Origin of the sequence: Mycoplasmopsis agassizii, from assembly GCF_002272945.1 — a bacterium.
Taxonomy (GTDB): domain Bacteria; phylum Bacillota_I; class Bacilli_A; order Mycoplasmatales; family Metamycoplasmataceae; genus Mycoplasmopsis_B; species Mycoplasmopsis_B agassizii.
The window spans coordinates 395,690-419,189 of the sequence record NZ_NQMN01000001.1; the positions used below are offsets into that span (position 1 = coordinate 395,690).

At 29.1% G+C, this 23,500-nt stretch carries 18 protein-coding genes and 1 tRNA gene; 11 read left to right on the plus strand and 8 right to left on the minus strand.

The genetic code is table 4. The features are described from left to right. Positions 1 to 21: 21 nt before the first annotated feature. The 4 genes from CJF60_RS01505 to CJF60_RS01520 all read right to left on the minus strand — a co-directional run bounded on the left by CJF60_RS01505 (position 22) and on the right by CJF60_RS01520 (position 2,373). Positions 22 to 97: transfer RNA gene (locus CJF60_RS01505), tRNA-Arg, on the minus strand. 73 nt (positions 98 to 170) lie between these two features. Continuing rightward, a complete protein-coding gene (locus tag CJF60_RS01510) occupies positions 171 to 959 on the minus strand; it encodes a ribonuclease HIII (RefSeq protein ID WP_084231909.1) in 789 nt (262 codons plus the stop codon). Then, a complete protein-coding gene (locus CJF60_RS01515) occupies positions 953 to 1,873 on the minus strand; it encodes a Cof-type HAD-IIB family hydrolase (RefSeq protein WP_084231910.1) in 921 nt (306 codons plus the stop codon). Before CJF60_RS01515 ends, CJF60_RS01510 begins: the two co-directional genes overlap by 7 nt. Continuing rightward, the gene (locus CJF60_RS01520; RefSeq protein WP_084231911.1) at positions 1,858 to 2,373 is read right to left on the minus strand and encodes a metallophosphoesterase family protein; all 516 of its coding nucleotides are present in this window, start codon (positions 2,371 to 2,373) and stop codon (positions 1,858 to 1,860) included. The genes CJF60_RS01515 and CJF60_RS01520 overlap by 16 nt, the downstream gene beginning before the upstream one ends. 168 nt (positions 2,374 to 2,541) lie before the next feature. Here CJF60_RS01520 and CJF60_RS01525 point away from each other — a divergent pair, with 168 nt between their 5' ends. From CJF60_RS01525 to CJF60_RS01545, 5 genes are read left to right on the plus strand one after another with little or no spacing between them, the layout of a single operon-like run. Continuing rightward, complete coding sequence (locus CJF60_RS01525; protein ID WP_084231912.1) at positions 2,542 to 3,078, plus strand: tRNA (cytidine(34)-2'-O)-methyltransferase; 537 nt, start codon at positions 2,542 to 2,544, stop codon at positions 3,076 to 3,078. A gap of 13 nt (positions 3,079 to 3,091) precedes the next feature. Continuing rightward, positions 3,092 to 3,346, plus strand: a complete 255-nt coding sequence (locus CJF60_RS01530; protein WP_084231913.1) for a DivIVA domain-containing protein — start codon at positions 3,092 to 3,094, stop codon at positions 3,344 to 3,346. Next, the gene (gene ylqF / locus CJF60_RS01535; protein ID WP_084231914.1) at positions 3,346 to 4,206 is read left to right on the plus strand and encodes a ribosome biogenesis GTPase YlqF; all 861 of its coding nucleotides are present in this window, start codon (positions 3,346 to 3,348) and stop codon (positions 4,204 to 4,206) included. The genes CJF60_RS01530 and ylqF overlap by 1 nt, the downstream gene beginning before the upstream one ends. Further along, a complete protein-coding gene (locus CJF60_RS01540) occupies positions 4,199 to 5,080 on the plus strand; it encodes an Hsp33 family molecular chaperone HslO (RefSeq protein WP_084231915.1) in 882 nt (293 codons plus the stop codon). Before ylqF ends, CJF60_RS01540 begins: the two co-directional genes overlap by 8 nt. Continuing rightward, complete coding sequence (locus CJF60_RS01545) at positions 5,067 to 5,612, plus strand: DNA mismatch repair protein MutT (RefSeq protein ID WP_143823376.1); 546 nt, start codon at positions 5,067 to 5,069, stop codon at positions 5,610 to 5,612. The genes CJF60_RS01540 and CJF60_RS01545 overlap by 14 nt, the downstream gene beginning before the upstream one ends. A gap of 98 nt (positions 5,613 to 5,710) precedes the next feature. Here the strand turns inward: CJF60_RS01545 and CJF60_RS01550 are convergent, their stop codons facing one another. Beyond that, complete coding sequence (locus tag CJF60_RS01550; protein ID WP_084231917.1) at positions 5,711 to 7,225, minus strand: lipoprotein 17-related variable surface protein; 1,515 nt, start codon at positions 7,223 to 7,225, stop codon at positions 5,711 to 5,713. A 202-nt stretch (positions 7,226 to 7,427) separates the two neighbouring features. On the opposite strand from CJF60_RS01550, the gene deoC reads away from it, so the two are divergent. From deoC to CJF60_RS01575, 6 genes are all read left to right on the plus strand, one after another. Next, positions 7,428 to 8,093 (plus strand): deoxyribose-phosphate aldolase, encoded by a 666-nt coding sequence (gene deoC / locus CJF60_RS01555; protein WP_084231918.1) that lies wholly within the window; start codon positions 7,428 to 7,430, stop codon positions 8,091 to 8,093. Positions 8,094 to 8,237: 144 nt separating this feature from the next. Next, positions 8,238 to 11,633, plus strand: a complete 3,396-nt coding sequence (locus CJF60_RS01560) for a lipoprotein 17-related variable surface protein (protein ID WP_084231919.1) — start codon at positions 8,238 to 8,240, stop codon at positions 11,631 to 11,633. A 262-nt stretch (positions 11,634 to 11,895) separates the two neighbouring features. Then, the gene (locus CJF60_RS05215; RefSeq protein WP_159444191.1) at positions 11,896 to 12,054 is read left to right on the plus strand and encodes a hypothetical protein; all 159 of its coding nucleotides are present in this window, start codon (positions 11,896 to 11,898) and stop codon (positions 12,052 to 12,054) included. Further along, positions 12,032 to 14,632 carry a lipoprotein 17-related variable surface protein gene (locus CJF60_RS01565; RefSeq protein WP_084231920.1) on the plus strand — a complete coding sequence of 867 codons (2,601 nt, stop codon included), beginning with the start codon at positions 12,032 to 12,034 and terminating at the stop codon, positions 14,630 to 14,632. Before CJF60_RS05215 ends, CJF60_RS01565 begins: the two co-directional genes overlap by 23 nt. A gap of 195 nt (positions 14,633 to 14,827) precedes the next feature. Further along, complete coding sequence (locus CJF60_RS01570; RefSeq protein ID WP_084231921.1) at positions 14,828 to 17,671, plus strand: lipoprotein 17-related variable surface protein; 2,844 nt, start codon at positions 14,828 to 14,830, stop codon at positions 17,669 to 17,671. 417 nt (positions 17,672 to 18,088) lie between these two features. Continuing rightward, positions 18,089 to 20,902 (plus strand): lipoprotein 17-related variable surface protein, encoded by a 2,814-nt coding sequence (locus CJF60_RS01575; protein WP_084231922.1) that lies wholly within the window; start codon positions 18,089 to 18,091, stop codon positions 20,900 to 20,902. A 512-nt stretch (positions 20,903 to 21,414) separates the two neighbouring features. Here CJF60_RS01575 and CJF60_RS01580 read toward each other — a convergent pair. From CJF60_RS01580 to CJF60_RS01590, 3 genes are all read right to left on the minus strand, one after another. Further along, positions 21,415 to 21,849: a hypothetical protein gene (locus tag CJF60_RS01580; RefSeq protein WP_084232861.1), complete on the minus strand. Its 435-nt coding sequence runs from the start codon at positions 21,847 to 21,849 to the stop codon at positions 21,415 to 21,417. 245 nt (positions 21,850 to 22,094) lie between these two features. After that, positions 22,095 to 22,568, minus strand: a complete 474-nt coding sequence (locus CJF60_RS01585; RefSeq protein ID WP_084232860.1) for a UPF0236 family transposase-like protein — start codon at positions 22,566 to 22,568, stop codon at positions 22,095 to 22,097. A 52-nt stretch (positions 22,569 to 22,620) separates the two neighbouring features. Beyond that, complete coding sequence (locus CJF60_RS01590; protein ID WP_095279115.1) at positions 22,621 to 23,391, minus strand: Mbov_0400 family ICE element protein; 771 nt, start codon at positions 23,389 to 23,391, stop codon at positions 22,621 to 22,623. Positions 23,392 to 23,500 lie beyond the last annotated feature (109 nt).

Below are 23,500 nucleotides of genomic sequence, written 5' to 3' on the forward strand. Positions count from 1 at the left end.
AAAATTCTGTTTGATTTTATATGGCGCGCCTGAAGGGAATTGAACCCCTGACCCTCAGTACCGCAAACTGATGCTCTATCCGCTGAGCTACAGGCGCATAAAAACATTATAAATAAAAAAGCGAAAATTTAGATTAAAAAAATTCAGGAAATTTCTCCCGAATTTTAAGTCTATTCTTGCTCTTCTTTTTTATCGATAATGTCGCTTTTAAAATCTTTAATTAAGTTATAGCGCATCTCGGTTTCTTTCTTTTTATCACCACGAGCACGCTCATCAATAAATTTTCTAGCAAATTCTTGAACTTCTTTAGAAGCACCTAAAGGGAATTCTGCTTCTCATTCATAGTTGTATTCAATCATTTTTCTTAGTAATAAATCACGAGCAAAAATTGATGCTACAGCAACTGATAAGTGCTTGTCTTCAGCTTTAGTTGAAAGAATAATATCTTTACCGAACTTACGGAATTTAGGTCAGTTAGCTTTGGGATCTTCATCATTAAAAAAGCGTTTAAAATAACCTTCAATAGCATTTAATGTTGAATATTGATCGATGAAAACATAATCAAAATCAATTGATTTAATAGGCGTATTTTTAGATGAAACACGTTGTGAATCAGTAAATGCTTTTAGGTGTACGAAAGTTTTAATTTCATTAGCGTTATAGTTTTTCTTTAAGTTGTTATAGCCTTTAGGGTGGATAAAACTAGCACAATATTTTGCTAATTTTTCATCAGCAATTATTTTTGCTAATTCTTGGATTCTTTTATCAGAAATTTTCTTAGAATCGCCTACACCTAGTTCTTTTAGTCTTGCAAAGTCTTTTTCTTCAACAATTGCAACTGCTGCAGTTAAAGGTGTAAAGTAGTCACCTACACCTGATTCATCAATTCCTAAGACTTTCTTAGAGTGAAATAATTCATCTAATTTTGCTTGCTCATTTATCTCTTTAATTTTTATCATTTGCTTCTTTTCTCTCTATTCTTTTGATGTCATTTTAATGCTTTTTCAATTTCAGCTTCAGGGTTTTCCATTAGCTTTTCTAAATATTCGCCAACACCACCTTCATAATTTCTTTTATCAAGATTAATTGCTGCCTTATATTGAATATCACGATTAGCATTAGCCATTGTCACTGAAACATTAGCAACTTTAAACATCGGTACATCATTAAATGAATCACCAATTGCAACTGTTCTTTCTCAGGCAATATCATAATAACGCATTAATAATGAAACCACTTTTCCTTTATCAACACTTGGGCTTGCAATATCAAAAGCAGGTGGTTCATTATCACCTTTTGATCAGTAACTAAATTCAGCTAAATCACCGAATTTATTTCTCATATATTTTTGTAAAGCAATTGGATCTGTTTCAGGTCTAACATCAAAAATAACTCCAGTTGGTCTTAAAGGTAAACGATGATAGTCTAAGCCTACTTTAAATTTGGTTAGCTTAGAAAAACCAAAAACTTTTTCTAGTTTAGGATCGTTTTGCTGCAGTTGTACTCAACCTGGACCTTCAATTGCTATATTAGTTACTTCTTTTTTGATTCTTTCATCACCTAAAATGTATAAAACTTCATTCAAGTTTAAGAAACTAATTTGAGGAGTGAAGTTTTCATCGCTAGGGTTATGAATTTGCGCCCCGTTATAGTTAGCAATAATTGTATCTAATTCCAATTCTTGATAAACCTGCTTTGAACTTCTTCAAGGTCTACCAGTTAAAATACAGATTACATGTCCTGCATCTTTAGCCTTTTTAATTGCTGCTAAAGTTTTAGGATGGATTTCACAAGTATCACTATTTGCTAATGTTGTACCATCTAAATCTAGCATGATTAATAATCTGTCATCGGTGGTTATTTTTTCTTCCATAAGAACCTTCTTTCTTTAAGTAATTTTGATGAATCTTTTAATTCTAGTTTGTAATTTTTATCTTCATCAATTTCAAGAATTGCATAACCTGCATTTGATAGACCACGTTTTTGTCTAATTGAGCCAGGATTTATTGCATATCCTTTGTTTGTCTTGACTTTAAGTTGTACATGTGAATGACCTGTAATAAAAAAATTAGAATTATGTTGATTAGCAATCATTTGCATTTTTTCTTCAGACATTAATGTTTGGTAAGAAAATCTATGACCATGTTCAAGGTGAAATTTAAAACCTTCAATTTCAAAATCTAATGATTGCTGATTAAAATTGTCTCAGTCATTATTACCATCTACAAAATAATTGAAATATTTAATCATAAAGTTTTGCGATAAGCAATGATCACCTGCACTAATTGCATAATCAGGCTTTTCAAAAGCATAAATTTTTTCAAAATCATCGTCATCGCCGTGAATGTCACTTACAATTAATATTTTTGTCATTCTTATATTAATTATATTTATATAGTTTGAATTTTACCAATTAATTTTAAAAATATTAAGTATAGCTTTTTTAATGATTTTGAAACAACAAGCAATTGATATTTTTAAGGGTCAATATTAATTTATCTAAAAATTCTAAAATTACGATTTATAAAATATAATAAAAAAATGAATTTACATGTAGTCTTTTATCAGCCTGAAATTCCCGGAAATACAGGGAATATGATGAGAAATAGTTTGGCAAGCGAAGCAACATTTCACATAATCAAGCCAATTAGTTTTGATCTTGATCACCCTAAAATGAAGCGTTATGCAGTCAATTATGAACGAGAAAATATTAAACTTGAAGTTCATGAATCCTATCATGATTTTGTTCAAAAGTACGGAAAAAAGCGTATTTTCTACATTTCTAGGTATGGTTTAAAAACTTATTCTGATGTTGATTTTAAGAGTGAAGCAAAAGTAAATGATGATGAAGTTTGAATCATGTTTGGCACTGAATCAACAGGTATTCCCATGAAAATTCTCAAGGATAATTTAGAGACTACTTTGAGAATTCCGATGAGCCCAAAAGCAAGATCTTTAAACTTATCAAACTCGGCAACTATTGTCATTTGAGAAATTTTAAGGCAGTTCAATTTTGAAAATCTTTCAAAATATGAAGTTCAAAAAGGTAAAGATTGAATTACAGAATTCGATAAATAAATAGAGGTGAAAAATGAATGAAAAATTAAACGCAATTATTGCACAAATTAGCACAACTGAATTTTCAAGTGAGATTAATGGTTATCCACCACAAGTTGTAGATGCTTTTTTAGATAAAATCAGCGACTTAATCCAAGAGGTTATTCAGCAAGCAACTGATCAAGAAAAAGCCTACGATGATATGAAAACTAAATTCAATAAATGTTCTCAACAACTAACAAAATGTAATGTTGAACTACATTTCTTTAAAGAAATGGATGGAAATTAATGAACGATTTTTCAGACTTAATTGTCGAAGATCAAAAAATTAACTGATATCCTGGTCACATGGCCAAAACTTTAAGACAACTTAAAGAAAAAGCACAATTAGCAGATTTATTTGTGATTGTTTTAGATGCTAGAGCACCGATTTCTTCCTATAATGACACTTTTGATGAAATTGAAAAAAATAAACCTAGGTTATTTTTAATTTCCAAAAAAGATCTAGGTGATCTCAATAAATTAGAAAAAATTAAAGAGCGCTTTGCTAGTCAAGATAATGTAATGTTAGTTGATCTTAAAAAAGAAAATACTCGAAATTTAATTCTTAAAAAAATTGAAAAATTACTGATTCCAAAACGTTTACAAGAACGTAAAAAAGGTCTTTTAAAACCACGTTTGAGAGTTTTTGTAGTTGGTGTTCCTAATAGTGGAAAAAGTACTTTAATCAATCTTCTAGCAAAAGCTAAAAAAACAAAAGTCGGTAATATGGCAGGTATTACTAGGGGTCAGCAATGAGTAAATGTAGGTGATATTCAATTACTTGATACACCTGGATTATTATGACCTAATCTTGATGATCAAAACGTTGCAATTAAACTTGCAATTATTGGTGCTATTAAAAGAGATGTCATCCCTTTAGATTTACTTTTTAATTTGTCATATTCAATGGCAAGTAGTTTTTATCCTGATAAATTAAAAGCAATGAATTTAGAACCTGCTTTTACAAGTGTTGATATTTATTCACAACTAATAAAAATGTTTGAAAGGAGTAATCTAACACGCAAAAATTTTGAAAATGAACTTGATAAACTTAGATTAATGTTTTATGAAACATGTCGTAATTGAACAGGAGTAACATATGATTAAAATTGAAAAAACTGAATCTTCATACACAAAAATTCTGGAAAAAGGTAATGTCAGAATTTTTTTAAGCGATAACTTGAAACTAGTTAATAAACTTTTAAATAACCATAAAAAAGCAACACCTTTTGCAAAATTAATTTTTGCAAATATAGTTTCAGCTTTTTCGCCACTTTTATTTGTAATATCAAAGTTTGGTTCAGTTAGAGTTAAATTAAATACCAATGGGGCAGTTGCACCAGTTGATTTATATCTTGATAGACCAGGAAATATTAGAGCAAATATGACAAGTTTTGAGGTACTTTCAGAATATGATAAAGAACCCTTAAAAGTTAACGATATTCCTTTAATTTTAGGAATAGGTGATGAAGGAACCCTTGAAATTGTTACCGAAGTTGATGGTAAATCATATAGTTCAAAAGTTAAATTAGCTAGAGGAGATGTAATCACTGATTTAGCTTATTTTTTTGACCAATCATGACAACAATTTACAGGAATTAAAACAGGTGTTTGATTAGATGAAAACGCAAACATCATAAATGCAAATTCAATTATTATGCAACTACTTCCCGGGCATAATGAAGAAGATATTTTATGAGTTGAAAACTTTTTAAAGAATAATGACTTTAGACATCTAAATGTTTCACAGATAGAAGAAAAACTTGATGCAAAATTACTAGCAAAATTTGAAACTAACGATAAATGTATTTGCACTAGAAGCAAAAAACTGAAAACAATAACTAATTTAGATAATGCTACTTTAGATGAAGTTTTTAATAATAAAAACGCTATAGAAGTTGCTTGTCCTCAATGTGGGAGAATTGACAGAATTTCTAAAGTTGAAGTTGATAAAAGGAAAAATGAAAATGAAATCCAATAAATTACTTTTCAAAAACAAATGGATTAATGTATATGAAAATGAAAAAGGTTTTATTTATTGTCAAAGAAAAGGTATCAATTCAATTGCTGCACTTTTAATTAGAAAGGTTGCTGATGATCATGAATTTATGATTCATTTTCAACCTCTACCTGAAGTAGTTGAGAAAAAAACATGAGATGAACCATATCCTTGTCCAGTAACAGGGACAATTGAAGAAAATAGTTCTGAATTAGAAAGTTTAATTAGTGAAGTAAGTGAAGAAGCGGGTTTTGAAATAACTGAAAAAAATATTGTTGATAGTTCTGTTTTCGTTTCTTCAACACAAATGAATGAAAAAGTTTTTTCTTATTTGATTGATGTAACTGGTTTAAAAAATTCTGAACCTAAAACAGATGGTTCAGTTTTTGAAAGTGTCTCATTTAATAAATGATATAGTCATGATGAGTTTCAAAAAATTGTAAAAAGTGATTTGGTTTTATCATCTCTTTCATCACTTTATTTACTCTATTTACTGAATTATAAAAAATGATAATCGTTCAAAAGCATATACAGATATCAAAAAACACTTATTTTTGGTCAAAAACCGAATAAGTGTTTTTTGATATTTATTAGTTTTAGTTAAATGAAATTTTAATTTCCTTCTCCTGTAGAAGGGTTTGGTGGAGTTTCCTCATTAGTTGGATTTGATTGAGTTGATGGAGTTTCTCCAGTTGCTGGTGAAGTAACTGCAAAACCTGATAATGTAATTGTTTTTCCTGAATTTTGATCCTCAGTAACCAATTCACCATCTTCATTAAAAAATTGTGTTCCAAGCATTAAAGTGACTTTAACTTTTAATGACCCTGCAGGTGTTGTTGAATCAGTTTCAATAACTTTAGTTACTTTAACAGTCGAAGTTTTTATTATACTTGGTGGATTATATAATGCTGTTAACATTTCATCAGTAACATTATCGGTTGTTGAACTAGCAATTGGCTTAGACTCAATCGATTCATCTTTGACGATATTTGTATATCATTGTTTTGCAACTGTAACTTGTGTACGGAAGCCTTTTAACGTCACTTCTTTACCTGCTGTATCAACAGTTTCAACAGTGGTTCCATCTGTTAGGTAAAATAAATCTGATTTTTTTAGTACTACCTTTACTTTTAAAGTACCTGCAACATCATCAAAAGCATTTTCTGCTAATGGTGAAACTAAAACAGTGAATTTATATGGTAAATGTTTATTTAATTCACTGCCTAGAATAATTGTATCATTTGACGCTGATGGCAATAAAAGTTTTAACACTTGAAGAGTAACTTCCGTTTCAGATTGCAAGTTTGAATATCAAGTAGTTGCTAAATTTTTATTAGTTTCTAAACCAGTTAATTTAACATCCACACCAACAACATCATTTGCTGAGTCAATAGCTAAACCATTTGCGCCATAAAATTTATCATCTTTAGTTAAAACTAATTTTAACTCAGTAGTTCCTTCATTATCGTTTTCTTTAGCAGCCACTTGTGCTCACTTAGTTGTAAAACCTTCAGGAATTGCAGTTGTTTTAACTAATGTATCAAGTGAACCTAAAGTTACTGCATCATTTGTTGTGATTTTGTCGCTTATTTGCGCAGGTAAAAGTGTTTTTAATTCATCAGTTGCTGCATAAGATTCTTTAACAGTTTTAAATCAACTAATTACTTTTTCATCACCTTTAACGTCAGTTGAAGGTGGTTGTCAGGTAAATAAGTGAACCATTAATTCAGTTTCAGCTTTAGCTCCATTATATTCTAAAGTATAAGATACCTTAACTGCTTCCTTTGCAGTATCAATTGTTGCAGTAGTTGGAGTAATTTCTAAACTAAGATTTCCTGAAACAACGTTTCTTGTATAGTCAGTACTGCTAGTTTTTGTATTATCTAAAGCATCAATAATACCTTGATTAGTTTTTAAATCATTTAAAGCAGATTGTAAGTCTTCCAAAGTTGTATATTTTTCTCTACCTTTGATATTAGTTAATGATTTAACATTTTTAGCAATCTCATTTACTAAAGATTGATCGTTGTTTGTATTGCTACATGCAATTAAAGCTCCTGCAGTAAGTGCTAAAGAAGCTGGCAACATCATTCATAACATTGCTCTTTTGTTTTTAATTTTTTTCATATCCCTCACTCTTAAATAAAAGTTAATCAATTTTACATGATTGACCAATTTAATAATACTAATTTTATCAATTTTCTAATTTTTCTGAAAATTTTTTCTGGAATGTATTGCATTTTGCTTATTTTTTGCACAAAATGCTAGTTAATATCTATCATATTAATTATTACAACTTATATAAGTAAAAGGAAAAGGTTCTAAAAGAATGCAAATTAATAAATTAATTGACCATACTTTGCTTAAAGCAGAGGCTAGATCAAAAGACATCGATAAATTAATCCAAGAAGCTTTAAAATACGATTTTAAAACTATTTGTGTTAATTCTTCATGAGTAAAATATGCTCATGATAAACTAAAAAAATCAAACGTAGGAATTACAGCAGTTGTAGGTTTTCCTCTTGGTGCCATGATTTCACAAGCAAAAGCACAAGAAGCCAAATTAGCAATTGAGCACGGTGCTAGTGAAATTGATATGGTTATCAATGTTGGTCGTTTCAAAGATCATGACTATGAATATGTTTTAAACGACATCAAGGCTGTTAAAAATGCAATTGGTAAACATGTTTTAAAAGTGATTGTTGAAACAGCACTTTTAACAGACATTGAAATCAAAGAAGTAACTGAGATTGTTTTAAAATCAGGTGCTGATTTTATAAAAACTTCAACAGGTTTTTCATACCGTGGAGCAACTGTAAAAGATGTGGAAGTTATGAAAAACGTAGTTAAAGATGCAATCGGAATCAAAGCAGCAGGTGGAGTTAAAAATCTAAATGATTTAAAAGCAATGATTGAAGCAGGTGCAACAAGAATTGGTACTTCATCAGGTGTTGCTTTAATGGAAAATAAAGAAGCTGATAAGAAATCTTATTAGTATTTTTTATTGCTTTTTTACAAAATCAAAATTTTTCTAAAAAGTACCTAAATACTACTTTTTTAGCAGTATTAACGGCATTTTTTGCATTTGTGCTATAAATAAGGCACTAAAATTAAAACAAAACAAGGATATCAAGGAGATATGAAAAAATTAAATAAAAAATCATTCCTTTTTTTAGGAGGAATTGTGGCAACTGGAGTTGCTGCAACAGCAATTGCTTGTTCAAATGGCACAGGTAGTGAAGCCGAAAAAACAGCATTGGTTGCTAAAGTTGCAAACCAAGTTAGAAGTTTAAACTTAGTAGCAAATGCAACTTATGAATCTTTAGAATCATTAAAAACAGCATTAGAAAATGCTAATGATGTTGAAAAAATTAGCGCTGTTTTAAACCAAACAAGTGCAACAGGTTTTAAGAAAGTTTTTAATGATAATAGCGACGTAAAATTAAAATCAACAAATGGTGTTCGTATTGATTTAGGTAAAGTTATTGTTAGTGTAACATTAACTTTTCAAAATTCAAACGTAGTAGTTAATTCAAATGTAAATATAGTTATTAATACCGAACAGCTGGAAATTAATATTGCTAAATCAAAAACATGATATGCAACTCTTTCAAAAACAAATACAGCAGGTGATTCATTTAAAAATAATCTGCCTTCAAGAACCAAAACAGTTGACAGTTTTGTTTTTGCAAATGCTCTAACGAGAGTGCCTGAAGGTTATGATGCTCACTTTGTAGTTGTAAAAGATTCAGCAAATGATACAAATGGAACTTTAAAAGTTAATGTTGTTTTAGGTAAAGGTCTTGAATTTTTCAACCTAGATGAAACAGTAACTAGAGACTTAAATACAGCAAAGGGTGTCGAAATAACTATTAGTGGTTTTGCTACAAGTGAGACCTTTAAAGAACAAACTGACAAAGAAATTGTAACATCTTGATATCAAACAATTGCTGATACTAATACAGCAGGAACTAATTTTAAAAATCAATTACCTTCAAGTGTAGGGCCTTTAAATGCAGGAGTTTTTGCAACACCACTAAGAGTTTCACCTGAAGGTTTTAGTCAGAATTTTGTAGTAGTAGCAAATTCAATAAATGATAAAACTGGAACACTTAAAGTTAAGGTAGTTTTAAGTAAAGCCACTCAATTCTTTAATTTAGATGGTACAGTTGCCGACTCTTTAGAAGCAGCAACTGGTAAAGAAATCACTGTTAGTGGATTTGAAATTAATAACCCTGAAATCATTACAAACTGATATGAAAAAGTAAGTGCAACAAGTGAAGTTAGTGATAGTTTTAAAACAACATTACCTTCAAATGTTTTAACTGTTGATGCATCAGTTTTCAAAACTCCTTTAACTAGTGCACCTGATAAATTTTCAACTCATTTTGTAGTAGTTGAAAATAGTGCAGATGATGAAAAAGGTACTTTAAAAGTAAAAGTTGTTTTAGCTAAAACAACTCAGTTTTTCAACAAAGATGGAAGCGCTGTTTTAGCAGTTTCTGATGCTGATGGAACAGAAGTTTTATTAACAGGTTTTGCTAAGAAAGATCAACCTAAAACCCCCGAAAAACCGAACTTTTCGACAGAAATTGAAAAAGCAAAAACATGATATCCAACTATTAATTCAACTAACCAAACAAGTGGTAATTTTAAAAATACTTTACCTTCAAAAGTCTCTGTAGTTGATGGATCAGTTTTTGAAAATGCATTAACAAATTCACCTGAAGGATTGACAATTAATTACGAAGTTATTAAAGGTTCTTCAAACGATAATGAAGGTAGTTTAAAAGTAAAAGTTGTGCTTGCAAAAGGAGCAAATTTCTTCAATGAAGATGGCACAATTGCAAATTCATTAGCACAAGCAGTTGGTAAAGAAATAACTGTTTTAGGATTTAAAAAACTATCTGATGAACAACCTAATCCACCAGTTGAAACAGTTAATCAACAAGTTAAAAAATGATTTACATTTTTATCAAGCACATTTATTCACCTATCAGAGAGAGAAAGAGTTACTTGACCTTCAGACATTACAAATGAAATGTTAAGTGCAGAACTTGCAAAATGAGTTAATGGTCCAAAAGGTGAATTTACAAATCCTGAAGGCACAATTCCTGAAATTAAACTTTTCCCAGAAAACACTACTGATGATTCTCAAGGGATTGTCTATATTAACGTAAGTTTAAAAAATAGTGAAGGTAAATATTTTAATAAAGATGGTATCGAACAAGATGAACCTTATTTACAAAAAGCAAGAGTTCAAGGTTTACTTTCATACCAAACATTCGCACAAGATTTATATGATCAAATTAAAGATTTCAAAATTGAAAATAGTACTAATAATGTTTCTAATTCACCTGAAAGTAAAAATGCTTCATTATTAGAAAAACATTTTGAATATCTAACTTTAAATAAAAAACACGATTTTAAAATCCTAGTAGAAAATTCACCTGCAAAAGATGCAATTAACGATAAAGAAGGGACTTTAAAAGTTAGAGTATATGTGACTAGAGCAGGGCATTATCTTGGTTACTTTGGAACAGATGTTGAATCAAAATCCAAAGCACATTTCATAGATATAACTGTTAGTGGATTTAGAATTATTAGTGATTTAGAAAACGCAGTTGAAAAAATTACTAACTTTAAAGTTAAAGATAATTTAACAATTGCTGATGCTAAAAAAATTAAAGCACTTAATAATTCTGATGTAAATTTAGAAAAATTAATTGAAACCTTAAACCTTGGTTTAGCAACTGATCAACAATTAAATTTTGATACTAAAAACCTAGAATTAGTATCAACAAAAGATCTAATCACTCTGGAATTTGATGATCGAAGTACAGTAATTGCTGTAAAAATCACCTTAAAAGATAAAACAACTCAATTATCTACAACACTTCAGTTCAAAACTGATTTTAATGGTTTCTTACCTTTATTTTTAACTCCTGAAAAAAAACCAAAAGTTGATTTAAATAATAAATATGCAGTAATTGAATTTAAAGAATTCAAAAAAACAGCAAATCAAACTAGCCAACAACGCATTAAACAATTTATTTCAGCTTTTGTTAAAGCAAACAAAAATGATTCTGTAAAATTAAATAATTTTGCTAATAGTTTTAGTTACGCAGTCTCATCAAGAGTGTCAAGTGGAATTGATAAGTTAAACTTAATTATTCCTTATAATGTTGAAGAATTTAAAGCGACAAATAACCCAATCAACTGAATGGTTAATGCTGCAACAGGAAATATTCCCGAATCATGAATTGGAGCAAGTAGTGAATTCACTGTTTTTGGTGGTTTACAAAATAATACTAGAAACAATGAAGCAAATGGTAAACCTTGAAACTATAATGCAGCAGATGGAACTAAGAAATTAACTTTTGCCACAATTGACAACAAACAATATTGAATTACAAATAAAGATAGTCAATTTGTAGGTAATAGTCGTTCAACTATTAAAACAGGCTCAACAACTTCACCTTTTACAGATGGTTTAGCAGTTGCTGTTCGCCTTTTAATGGAAACATTAAAATAAATCTTAAAAACGGTTAACGCCGTTTTTATTTTGTCAATTAAACGCCAATTTACTAAGTAAAAGCAACTATTTGGCTCTTAAACTTAATTTTAATGAAAAAATTTTTCATAAATTAAGTCTTTAATAAGTTTTTATCGGGAATTTTTTGACAAAATGCTATATTTTTCTTGTAAAAATATTCTCAAATTATTTGCTAGTTGATTTTAAGAAGCAAAATTGAGAAGAATATTGAAATTTATGCAATTTCAATTAAGGGGAAATAATGAAAAAATTAAACAAAAAGTCTATTTTATTTATGACTACCATGGTAGCGAGCACAATTGCTGTATCAACAGCAATTGCTTGTTCGCAAGCACCTAGCCAACCAAATTTATTAACCGAAAGGCAAAAAACTATTGATGAAATCGCAAAAAAATGTTAACTCAGCAACATACAATGCAAAAAATACTTACAAAGATATTGATGCACTTAACACTGCCTTAGGAAATATAAAAAGTTTTGATGATCTAGAAAAAATCCTTGATACTGCCTCTGCAAAAAGAATTAAAGAAACACTAGGTGCTTCAACTTTTAAAGCAAATAATGGCGCTGTAAAAGATGGTTCCAAAGTTATTTTAAGGCTGGATATTTCCTACTTACAAGCAGATGCTAGTGCAAAAATTGAAGTTAATGTAAATTTTGTTGCACTTGATTCAACAGTTTTTGAACCAAAAACTGACAAGCAATTAGCAAAAGAATGATACGATTCAGTTTTATCAACAAACACTGCTTCAACTAATACTAGAAATTCATTACCAAGTGCAATTACCAGTGTAAATGCAGAAACTTTAGCAACACCTTTACCTGATCTACCAGCTGGTTTTACTTCACACGTTAAACTGGTTACTAATTCAGCAGATGATTTAACAGGTAGTTTAAAAGTTAAAGTTTCCTTATCAAAAGCTACAACCTGATTTAATGTTGATGGAACTAGCACAACAAATGAAAATTCAGCAATTACTAAGGAAGTTACAGTAAGTGGCTTTAAAAATACTGCCACAACTAATTCTCAAAAAGCAATTGCTTATTATCGCTCACTTTCACAAACATATAAATTAAATAATGAAGAAGTAAAACAAAATTTTGCTACTTCAGTAACTCAAGAAATTTTAAATACCTTAGTTAGTTTTGCTCCAGTTGCGCCTAGTGGTTTAACTGTTTCACTATTATTAGAAAATAATAGTGCAAACGATAAGACAGGAAATTTATCAGTTAGAGTTGTACTTGAAGAAGCACCTAATAAGTTTTTTAAAGAAGATGGTTCAGAAGTGAATACCAAAAATGAAGCAGGAAAAGTAATAACTATTAGTGGTTTCAAAGTAATTGAAGCAACTTCATCTAATAATCCTGTTAAACTTTGATTCGATTCACTTGCGAGTGTAAAAACATATGAATCAGAAAATAAAGTTTTACCTTCAACAATTAATGAACAAGATCTAGAAACAACTTTTAGTTCATTATTTAGAGCACCATCTGCAGTTGAAAACTCAAAAATTGTTTTAACTTTAGTTTCAAAAAATGATGATAAAGGAACAATAGTTGTAAAAGTTGCTCTTAAAGCAGTTGACTTATGATATTCACTTGAAGGTAACTTACAAGCACAAGAAGCATCTAAAGAAGTAAAAATTTCTGGCTTTTTAACTACTTCAGAAGTGGTTAAAAAAATCTATAAGAATCAAAGTTCAACAATTAGTGTTAGCTCGACAAAAAGTGCTAAGGAAACAGCCGAAAATTTAGTGGAAAATGTAAAAACTTATTTCACATCACTGCAAGCAGAAGTTGATAAAGTACCTAGTTTAGGATTAACTTTAAGAATTTCTTTAGTTGATAATGCAATCAATAATCCTGAAGGAATTTTAGTAGTCAATTTCCATTTATCACGTGAAGTAAATGGAGTAAAACAGTACTTTAAGCAGGGTGGACAAATAGTTCCAACACTAGCAGAAGCAATTGGTAAAAATGTAACTTTAAGTGGTTATAAAAAAGTTCTTCTAATCGATGAACTTGCAAAAGACATTAATAATTGAAAAGTAAAAGAAGATATTACTTTAAGCGAAATTAGAGAACTTAGAAAAATTAAAAACACTAATATTGACTCAAAAGAAGTATTTAATTTATTAACTAAATTTGCTTCAAAAGAGACTCCAATTTTAACTTCAAGTGAAAATTATGAATTTGTTAGCACTACAAAATTAATTACTTTAGATATTCAAGAAACAAGCGTAAACGCTCTATTTAAGGGGGTTTTGAGAAATAAAAACAATCATAATGAAACTCAAGAAGTTACTTTTAAAACAGACTTTGCAGGATTTTTACCTAGTTTCTTAACAGTTACTGGAAATCTTAAATCAGACTTATCTAATAAGTTCATATGGACAGTTTTTAAAGAATTAGAAGGAAGTAACACTTTTGAAAAATGAGCTTCTTTTGTAAGACCTTTTGCTCATTCAAATAAAGATAATGAGCAAAAACTACTAAACTTTTCAAATTCTATGGGTGATGTAGTTAATTCAAAATCAGAACATGGATTACAAAGATATAATCTATTTTATCCATTTAACCCAACCCATCTAAGCCTTACAGAAAATCCTGTAGAAATCATTGTGATTTTATCAAATGCAAATGTACCACCTGCCTGAATTGGGGCAAATAGCAGAACATTAGTAATCGGTGGCTTACAAAACTATAAAAAAGATAGCACAACTATAGCACGTGGTGAACCTTGAAAATTCAATTTAATTGATGGCACCAAATCAGCAACTTTTATTAAGTATAAAAATTCAGAATTTAATATCACTTTAACAGAAGAATTTACACCTAGTTATGGATATTGAAAAGGTTTTGCTGCTAATAGTGCTTACACTGTTAAATACAAAAGAGATATTAATAAGTCGCCTTTTGTTAACGGTGTTTCAGCAGCAACAATGCTATTACTTAAAGCAATTATTAATTATCAATAATTTTTTAGATTACCAACAAAACCTTGTTTTCACACAAGGTTTTTTCATTAAAAAATGCACCTGCAAAATATTTTTTTAAAATTTTTCATAATTTCAAAAAACCACGAAAAAATTTATAAATTGGTATAATGTAGCCGTAACGAGGTGGTTTTGAGAAAAACTAACTAAAATTACGCAATTTGTTTTAAGGAATATATGAAAAAACTAAATAGAAAACTAATTTTTACATTAGTGCCTGTTGCACTAACAATTTTTTCTGCAACGGCAATTGCTTGTTCTGGTGGTTTGCAAAGCGAACTATCAAAAGAGCAAAGGGAAAAGATTCTTTCCCAAATATCTACTAATTTAATAAATCTATCATTGTCGTCAAAAAATACTTTTGCAACTATTGATGATTTTTATGCAAGTGCTAAGGGTGCAAATAATCTTGATTTAATCAAGGCATTACTTGATGATGTATCACAAACACAACTTAACACTGCGTTTTCAAAAGCAACATTTCTTGCTTTACAATCTTCATCACTAAGTTCAACAGATGTAACTTTAAACATCAAAATTTCATACGATGGTGATGATGTTTCTAGATCAACAACATTAAAAATTAGATATGTTTCACCAACTCCACAGGCTCAAGGACCTTTATTAACAACTAATCAAAAAACAGCAATTGCTTGGTATAACTCAATTTGAGCAACAAACACTGCTTCATTTTCTTTTACCAACACCTTGCCTTCACAAGTAAAAGTTATTAATGCAGGAATCTTAAAAAATACAACACCAACAATTGCATCGCCATTTGTTGTTAATTACAATTTAGTAAGTGGATCTGTAAATGATGATAACGGTAGTTTAAAAATTAAAATTGTTCTGTCAATTGGAACAGACCATTATAAATCAGATGGTTCAATTGTAAGTTCAATTGAACAAGCAGATGGTAAAGAAGTTATGGTTAGTGGTTTTAAAAACCTAGCTCAAAACGATCTAGAAAAAGCTGTTGCTTACTATCAAACATTACCTTCACAAACTCAAGTGCCTGAAGGTGAATTAAGTGCTTTAATGCCAAGTAAAGTAACTCTTGAAAAACTTAATACATATTTAAATTCAATCTCAGGAATTCCTACAGGATTTACTTTAACAAATGAAATTGTTAAGAATTCAGCAGATGATGAAAAAGGTGAATTAAGTGCCAAAATAGTACTTACAAAAGACAAAAACTACTATTTACAAGATGGTTCAAACCTACGTGTTTTATCCGATTCAGTCGGTAAAACCGTAAAAATCAGTGGCTTTAAGAAAAAACAAGTTGAGGTGACAACTCCTGTATTACCAGGTCAACCTGGGTCTACTCCTAGTACACCAGGGGGATCAACAACATCTGGTAATCCAAACGAGCCTGGAACAACCGGTAACCCTGGTCTTTCAGTTACTCCTGGAGTTCCAGGTGGATCTGAAAATATTACAAAGCAAGCAATTCAGATCTGATACCTAAAAAATCCTAAATTAATAAATGTTAATCAAGATGAAAATCATATTTTACCTAGTTCAGTAACTCTTGAAAGACTTAAAAAATACGTTACTAATTTAATAGTTGCACCTACAGATGGTTATACTTATGATCTTAGAATTGTTTCTGCTGATGATACAAAAGGTACTTTAATACTTAGATTAAGCCTTAAAAAAGGCGATGTATTTTACACAACAGAAGGTGAAGAATCTCAAATTGAAGTTGGTCAGGATATAACTGTTAGTCAATTTGAAGCACATGCAAGTCTTTCAAAATTTGCTAAAGAAGCTTATGCTGAAGAATTCAGCATGGCTATTAAATCTCAGTTAACAGCACTTCAAGCATTACAAGATCTTAATAAAAATGTTTTACCTTTCTTTGCAAATTTAACTCATAAGTTGTCATTAAAAGAAAACATGAAATTAAATGTCAGAAAGACTAATTTTGCAAATTCTGTCAATGGTGAAAATGGTTGATTAACAGTTAATATTTACTTAAGTTACAATAACAGCATCTTTTTCAAACAAGATGGAACAATCGTTAATAACGAAAGCGATGTAGATGGTAAAAATATTGAACTTGAAGGATTCACAAAAATCTCAATAATTGATGATCTAGCTAAACAAATTAATAATTGAAAACTTAAAGATGGTTTAACTTTTGAAAAAGCAAAAGAGTTTAGAAAATTAATTGATGCAAAATTAGACTTTAATCAGATTATTGCATTATTAAATGAAACTGGAACTAGTGAAACAAAAATTACTGCTCCAACAACTCATCTAGACTTTACTACACGTTCAAATCTACTTTATTGAGAAATTAAAGATGGTAAAACCCAAATGGTTTTTGATGCAACTTTAGTAGACAAACGTAATGCTTCAAGTAAAAGAGAAGTTAAATTTAGAGTAGACTTTAATGGTTATTTACCTATTTTCTTAACTTTAACTAATCTTGAGCAAAGCGTTAATGATAAGGTTTTAATTGCAAACTTCTTTGATTTTAAGGATGGTAACACATATCAAAACTGGTCAAATTTCATTAGAAATTTTGCTAAAGCAAATAAAAATGATGAACAAAAATTAATTAATTTTGCAAATGCTATGCAATATGTAATTAGTCAAAAAGCAACAGTTTCAACATCAAATTTCAATCTACTTTATCCTTTTAATCCCAAAAATCTCCCTAAACATTTTCAATGAGAGCCACAAGATGTTATAGTGATTTCTTTACTAGGAAAACGAGAAATTCAATGAATGGGTTCAAATAAAAACACTTTAGTGATTGGTGGATTACAAAATAATTTAGGAAGTAGTGATGCAGCTAAAGGTGAGCCATGAGATAAAACTACTTCAAATGGTACTAATGCAAACACATTTTTCAAATATAATAATCAAAAATATTATATTACAGATGAACGTGGACACTTTACCACTACGGCAACAGCAACTGTTAAAAATAGTTCAGCAAAATCACCTTTTAATGGTGGTATTGCAGTTTCAACAATGTTGTTATTAAAAACAATTATCAGTGGATAATTACTAAAAATCCCTATAAAACACCTTTTCAGAAAATTATCTTTTTTATATAATTAGTATTTTCAACAAATTTCTAGTAATTTAAAGTTATGAAATTTAGTAGAAAATATTTATCTAAAAGTCGGTTATTCACCGACTTTTTTTAAACCAAAAACAAAATATTTGTGAACAGATTTCAAGTTTTAAAAAATAAGATCTTATTCGATTTAAGTATAAAATTTTACCTAGATTATTACTAAAAAGCGACTTATAAAAACCTTGTTTTCTAAAGTAGAAAGCATCTGTTCAAAAAATAATTAATATTATTAAAATAACCTAAAAAGGGCTTTTTAAGATATTATTTAATTGATAAGAGAGTTTTTTGAAAATATTTCAAAAATCATTAAACTACTTTTAGCAATTTTAATAGGGATATATATGAAAAAACTAAACAAAAAAACGTTCCTGTTTGCAGGTCTTTTTGCAACTGGGGCTATTAGTGCAACAGCAATAGCTTGTGCACCAAATACTAGTATTGATTTAAAAGAACAACGTACATTAGTGCTTAACAAAATTGTTGAAACACTATCTAAACTTGAACTTAATTCAAAAAATACATACGAAACAATTGATAAATTAAATGAAGATGCAAAAAAAGCAACAGCAAGTATTTCAGTTGCTGCTTTATTAGATTCTGATAGTTCTCAAAAATTTATCGAGACTCTAGGTAAAGCAGTCATCATTAAAAATGAAGGTTCAACTATTGAAGAAAGTAAAATTATTTTAAATTTACTTCTAACCTATGAAGGTGATGATGTTTCTGCAAATTTAAAACTAAATATTACTTATATTGCACCAGAAACAAATAAGGATGAACCTTCACCTGAAGTTCCAAATTTAACAGAAGAACAATTAAAAGCTGTTGAATGATACAAAAGTTTATCAGAAACTAATATAGTTTCTGAAAGTGAAAGCAACTTATTACCTTCAGAAGTTAATACTATTGATTTAGGTTTTTTTAAAACGCCGCTTACTCAAGTACCAGAAGGTTTCGAATTATCTTTAACAAAAGTAAATAATTCTATTAATGACTCAACAGGAGAACTTAAAGTTAAGGTAGTTCTTTTTAAAGCACCATCTTTTTATAATGTAGATGGACAAATAAAATCAGACCTAGAATCTGCTCCAGGCAAAGTTATTAGTTTAAGTGGATTTAAAACAAGTGCTGTAGTTGATAAAGAGAAAGTTATTGCTTTTTATGGAATTATTTCTGATTCTATCGCTTTAGAAAATGAAGAGTTTAAAAAACTAAAAGCAAGTGAATTTAAACAAGAAAATTTAGATACATTAAAATCAAAATTTTCAAATGTTCCTGAAGGTTATCAACTTCAGTTAGAACTTATGAATGAAACAGTTGATGATAAGACAGGAGAATTAAGTTTTAAAGTCTTATTAGTAAAAGATGGTAAATTTCTAAATATAGAAGGTGATGCATTAGATACAATGGTGGATGCAGGAAAATCAGTTAAGTTGACTGGTTTTACAGTTTCTAGCGATGAAAGTAAACCTATAGATGAACCAGGAACTAATGTTCCAGTTGATCCAACACCGGAACCAGGAACCCCTGTAACACCTGATCCAGAAAATCCAGAAATAAAAGACCCTCTAACACCAATTGTTGATAATTCAACAATTGTGAGAACATGATTTAATTCATTATTAGAATCATATTCAGCAGCGGTTAATACAGAAATTTTTCCAACCTCTTTAACAGTTGATAATGTTAATACTTTATTAAGTTCAATAATCAAATCACCTTTAGCTAATGCAACAGTTGAATTCAAAATTGTCTCAACGGATGATTTAAATGGTTTAGCCAAAATTTTAGTTATCCTAAAAACAAGTGATAAATTTTACACTGTTGAAGGTAATGAATTTTCTTCAGAAACTGGTAAAGAAATAACTGTTAATAATTTAAATAGTTTAAGAACGCTTGCGCGTTCACTATATTTAGCTCAAAATAGTTTAATCACTCTTAAATCAGAGTTAACTGCAGAACAAGCAATTGCACAATTTGATACAGTTACTGCTGATCTATTTACAGATTTAAGAGCAAAACTAACTCATGGCCTTAAATTAGAAGTAAGAAAAACAGTTTCAGGTAATCAAGTTAATGCCGAAACAGGATTTATCTATGCCAACATCTATTTAAAAAGAAATGACAATGAATTTTTCAGATTAGATGGTACAGTTGTTGATTCACTAGATAAAGTTGATGGTAAAGAAATTAGAATTGGTGGTTTTGAAATCAAAATTCCAATTCAAGAACTTGCTAGAGAAATTAATGCTTGAAAAGTTAAAGATAATTTAACTTCTATTGAATCATGAAAACTACAGGAACTATTAAAACCTGACTTATCATTTGAAAAAGTAATTGAATTATTAAAAATGAGTGCTTCAGAAGAAACACCACTAGCTTCTTCAATGCAAAACCTAGAATTTGTAAGCACTAAAAAACTATTGACTTGAAATATTAATGATCAAGATGTAAGTTTAACTTTTAAAGCGACATTAAAAGATAAAACTGGTCGCTCAGCAAATAAAGATGTTAGTTTTAAAACAGATTTTGCAGGGTTCTTACCAGCTTTCTTAACTATTGATGGCAAAATCAAGGAAGATGTTAATGATAATTATTTAGTTGTTATTTTCAAAGAATTATCTGAAGGTAATACTTATGAAAACTGATCAAGATTTATTAAAACATTCGTAAAAAACAGTAAAAATAGCCCTAAAAAATTAGATAATTTTGCAAATGCTTTTGCCTTAATGGTTGATAAGAAAACACCTAAATCAATCAGAAATTACGGATTAATTTATCCTTATAATAAATCAGATTGAAATTCAATTACAAACCCAATTAATGAAATGGTTGTTATGTCAAATGGTAAAACAAGAAACAACTGAATTGGTGCAAATAAAGATACCTTAGTAATTGGTGGGTTACAAAACTACGCAAAAGATTCAAACGAATTTGCTCGTGGTGAAGCATGAACATTTAATCCAATTGATGGAACTAGAAATAGTACATTTATGACATATAACGGCATTAGATGAGTAATTACTGATGAAAAAGGTTTCTTTGTCGAAAGCACTAGAAAAACTGTTAAAGATAAAAATACTAAAACAATTACAATTCCATTTAATAACGGTGTTGCTGTCGGTTTAAGACTTTTGCTACAAGAATTAATCTAAAAGAAAATCTTGCAATTAAGCAAGATTTTTTTATTTAAAAGATAGTGTGAATTACGGTGTTTAGCTTTGTCTAATAGATAATCCTAAACAAAACTTTAGGTACCCTTATTATACCCTATTTTGATTTTTTTGAAAAATTTTTGAAAATGCAGTTTTGAAAAGAAAGCAGTAGGTTTACCCTGCTTTATTTTTTCGTTTCTGTCTTTTGTTTTTTGTGACTGTGCAAGTCACTCCACGCGCGCGTGCGTTTTGAAACAGGCTAAGCAATGTCCGACACTGTTCTAAACGAACGACATTGTGTGTTTTTATATTTACTACGTAAATATACATTCAAAAATTTTTGATGTTCAATTTGGGAATTTTTGACCACGCACGAAAAATTAGGACGATTTTCAAATTTTTCAGGACAATCACGCTATTTTGTATTACGTAGTAATACAAGAAAATGCAAATTTTCAGGCTACGAAATGGGAACCGATGTGAAAATTTACAAAATTTTTGAAAAATTAAGTCTAAATTATTAAGGTATAAGTTTTAGAATTTCTTACAATCATGTTGTTAAAAACCTGTCTAGAGTAGCTTCCAAACGGACATTTCACTAATTTTTTTAGAAGATGATTTACATAAGTTTCTGTTTTAGAACCAATATATAGCTTGCTTTTTCAGTTCTGAATTGCGTAATTGTTGTACTTTAAATACTTAATCAAACTTGAAAAATCCATTCTTAATTTTGAATTTAACTCACTTTTAAAAGTAGTTTTAATTCATTGAAGTAGCATTATTACGTTATCAACTTTGCTATTTTCAAGCCATTTTTTAGTGCTTTCATAGAGGTTATGACCAAGTAAATTTTCGATTTTTTGAAGCACCAATGCTTTTTCTGAATTACTTTTTCGATACTTCAAAACCTGACTAAGCCTTCTAAAAACATGAAATTTGTCTAGCATTAATATTGCTTTTAGTAGCTTAACTAATCCTTTAATTCACTTTGCACCATCAGCATTAACTACTATTTTGTAGTTTTTGACATTAAAAAAAGACTCAACATGAGCCTTAATTTTGTCTCTTAAAATAGGTAGTTCACTACCTTTTAGTTCTTTATTTGCTTGTTCAATTAGGGTAATTTTGCAACTGATTTCGCCGTTTTTATTCTTACCATGATGAGCTACAATTACCCTATTTCTTGTCTGAATTACTTTTTTTTAGTGTCTTTAATAGGTGCATAAGTATCATCTATTTCAAGGTAAATAACTCCTTTTTCATCGTTGCTGCAACTGCATTTTTTGCCTAAATTTTCACCTTTATTACGTGCATTTATTTTACCTACTGACCTATAACTAATGCTGTATTTTGCACCAATTTCACGGTATGAAGCACCTGCTTTTAAGTCTTCTAAAACAGCATGTTCAAGTTCTTTAGCAATGATAAAATTATCATTTATATATTTATTTTGTTCTTCAAAATAAAATGTTTTACCTGTTTCTTTGCAAGCATAACGCCTTCTTTTGAAATGAACTTTTCCAAATGATGTGATCAAAGTTCGGTTTTTTCAGCCATGAAATCTATACTTTTCTGAATCAAAATTTTTGAAAACATAGTCTTCATTTTCATTGATATTTGAAATAATTTTTGCAATTATTTCTTCCTTCGTTATTAAGTTATACATGTTTTAATTTTGCCAAAAGTTTTTAGGTTAGCTAATAAAAATTTTTAATTAATTACATTTCTAAGCCGTTTGCTTGCTCTTTTAAAGTACCTAAAGTAATTTTATTTTTAAGTTTTTCCTGATTAACATTAGAAAGATTTATAGATAATTTTGAATGTTTAATAGCTTCAATACTTTTCGTAAGCACAGTTTTTAAATCCTCTAATTCTTTAAAAACTCGTAATTTTTTTATGTCAGGATCATGAATAAAAGCATTAGAAATTTGATTTTGTCGGTACATAAAACTAAGTTTTTTTATATATGCTTTTGATGAATTTTCCTGTATTTCATATGCTTTTTTGTATTGATTAAAAATATTATTCTTTGCGTAAATAACTTTTGTTTGTGTTTCCCTTTTATTTATTAATGTTATTTCTGCTAGTGCTAATTCAGGAGGGACAGTTAATAACCTTCTTGAAAAATCGTTAAATATTTGCTCAATTTCATTATTGTTGATGATTTTTACTTTTGTTTTTTTAGTCGAAAAAACGTTTTTTTCAAGCAAAGATTTTTCTACTTTATAAATTACATCGTTATCTACTAACCTATTTTTTGTCATTTGAAAACCAACTCCTTGTCCTTTTAAAACAATTTTGTTGTATTCAAACAGGTAGTTTTCATATTTTTCTTTATAACTTTTTAATGCCATAAAATAATAATGTTTCTCACCTTTAAAAACTATTAAAGGATGAACATTTTCAACTGACATATTTAATAAATTTTTGAAAAATTTAGGATTTTTAACCATATAAGGTCTCAATAATTGTAGTTCATTAATATTCATTTCTAGTATATTGTAACAAATAAAAAAGACCCCGAAGGGTCTTTTTCTCTGCCGCTTGTTGACAGCCCAATCCGATCACTTGAGGACATACTAGTTAGACAGTTAATAA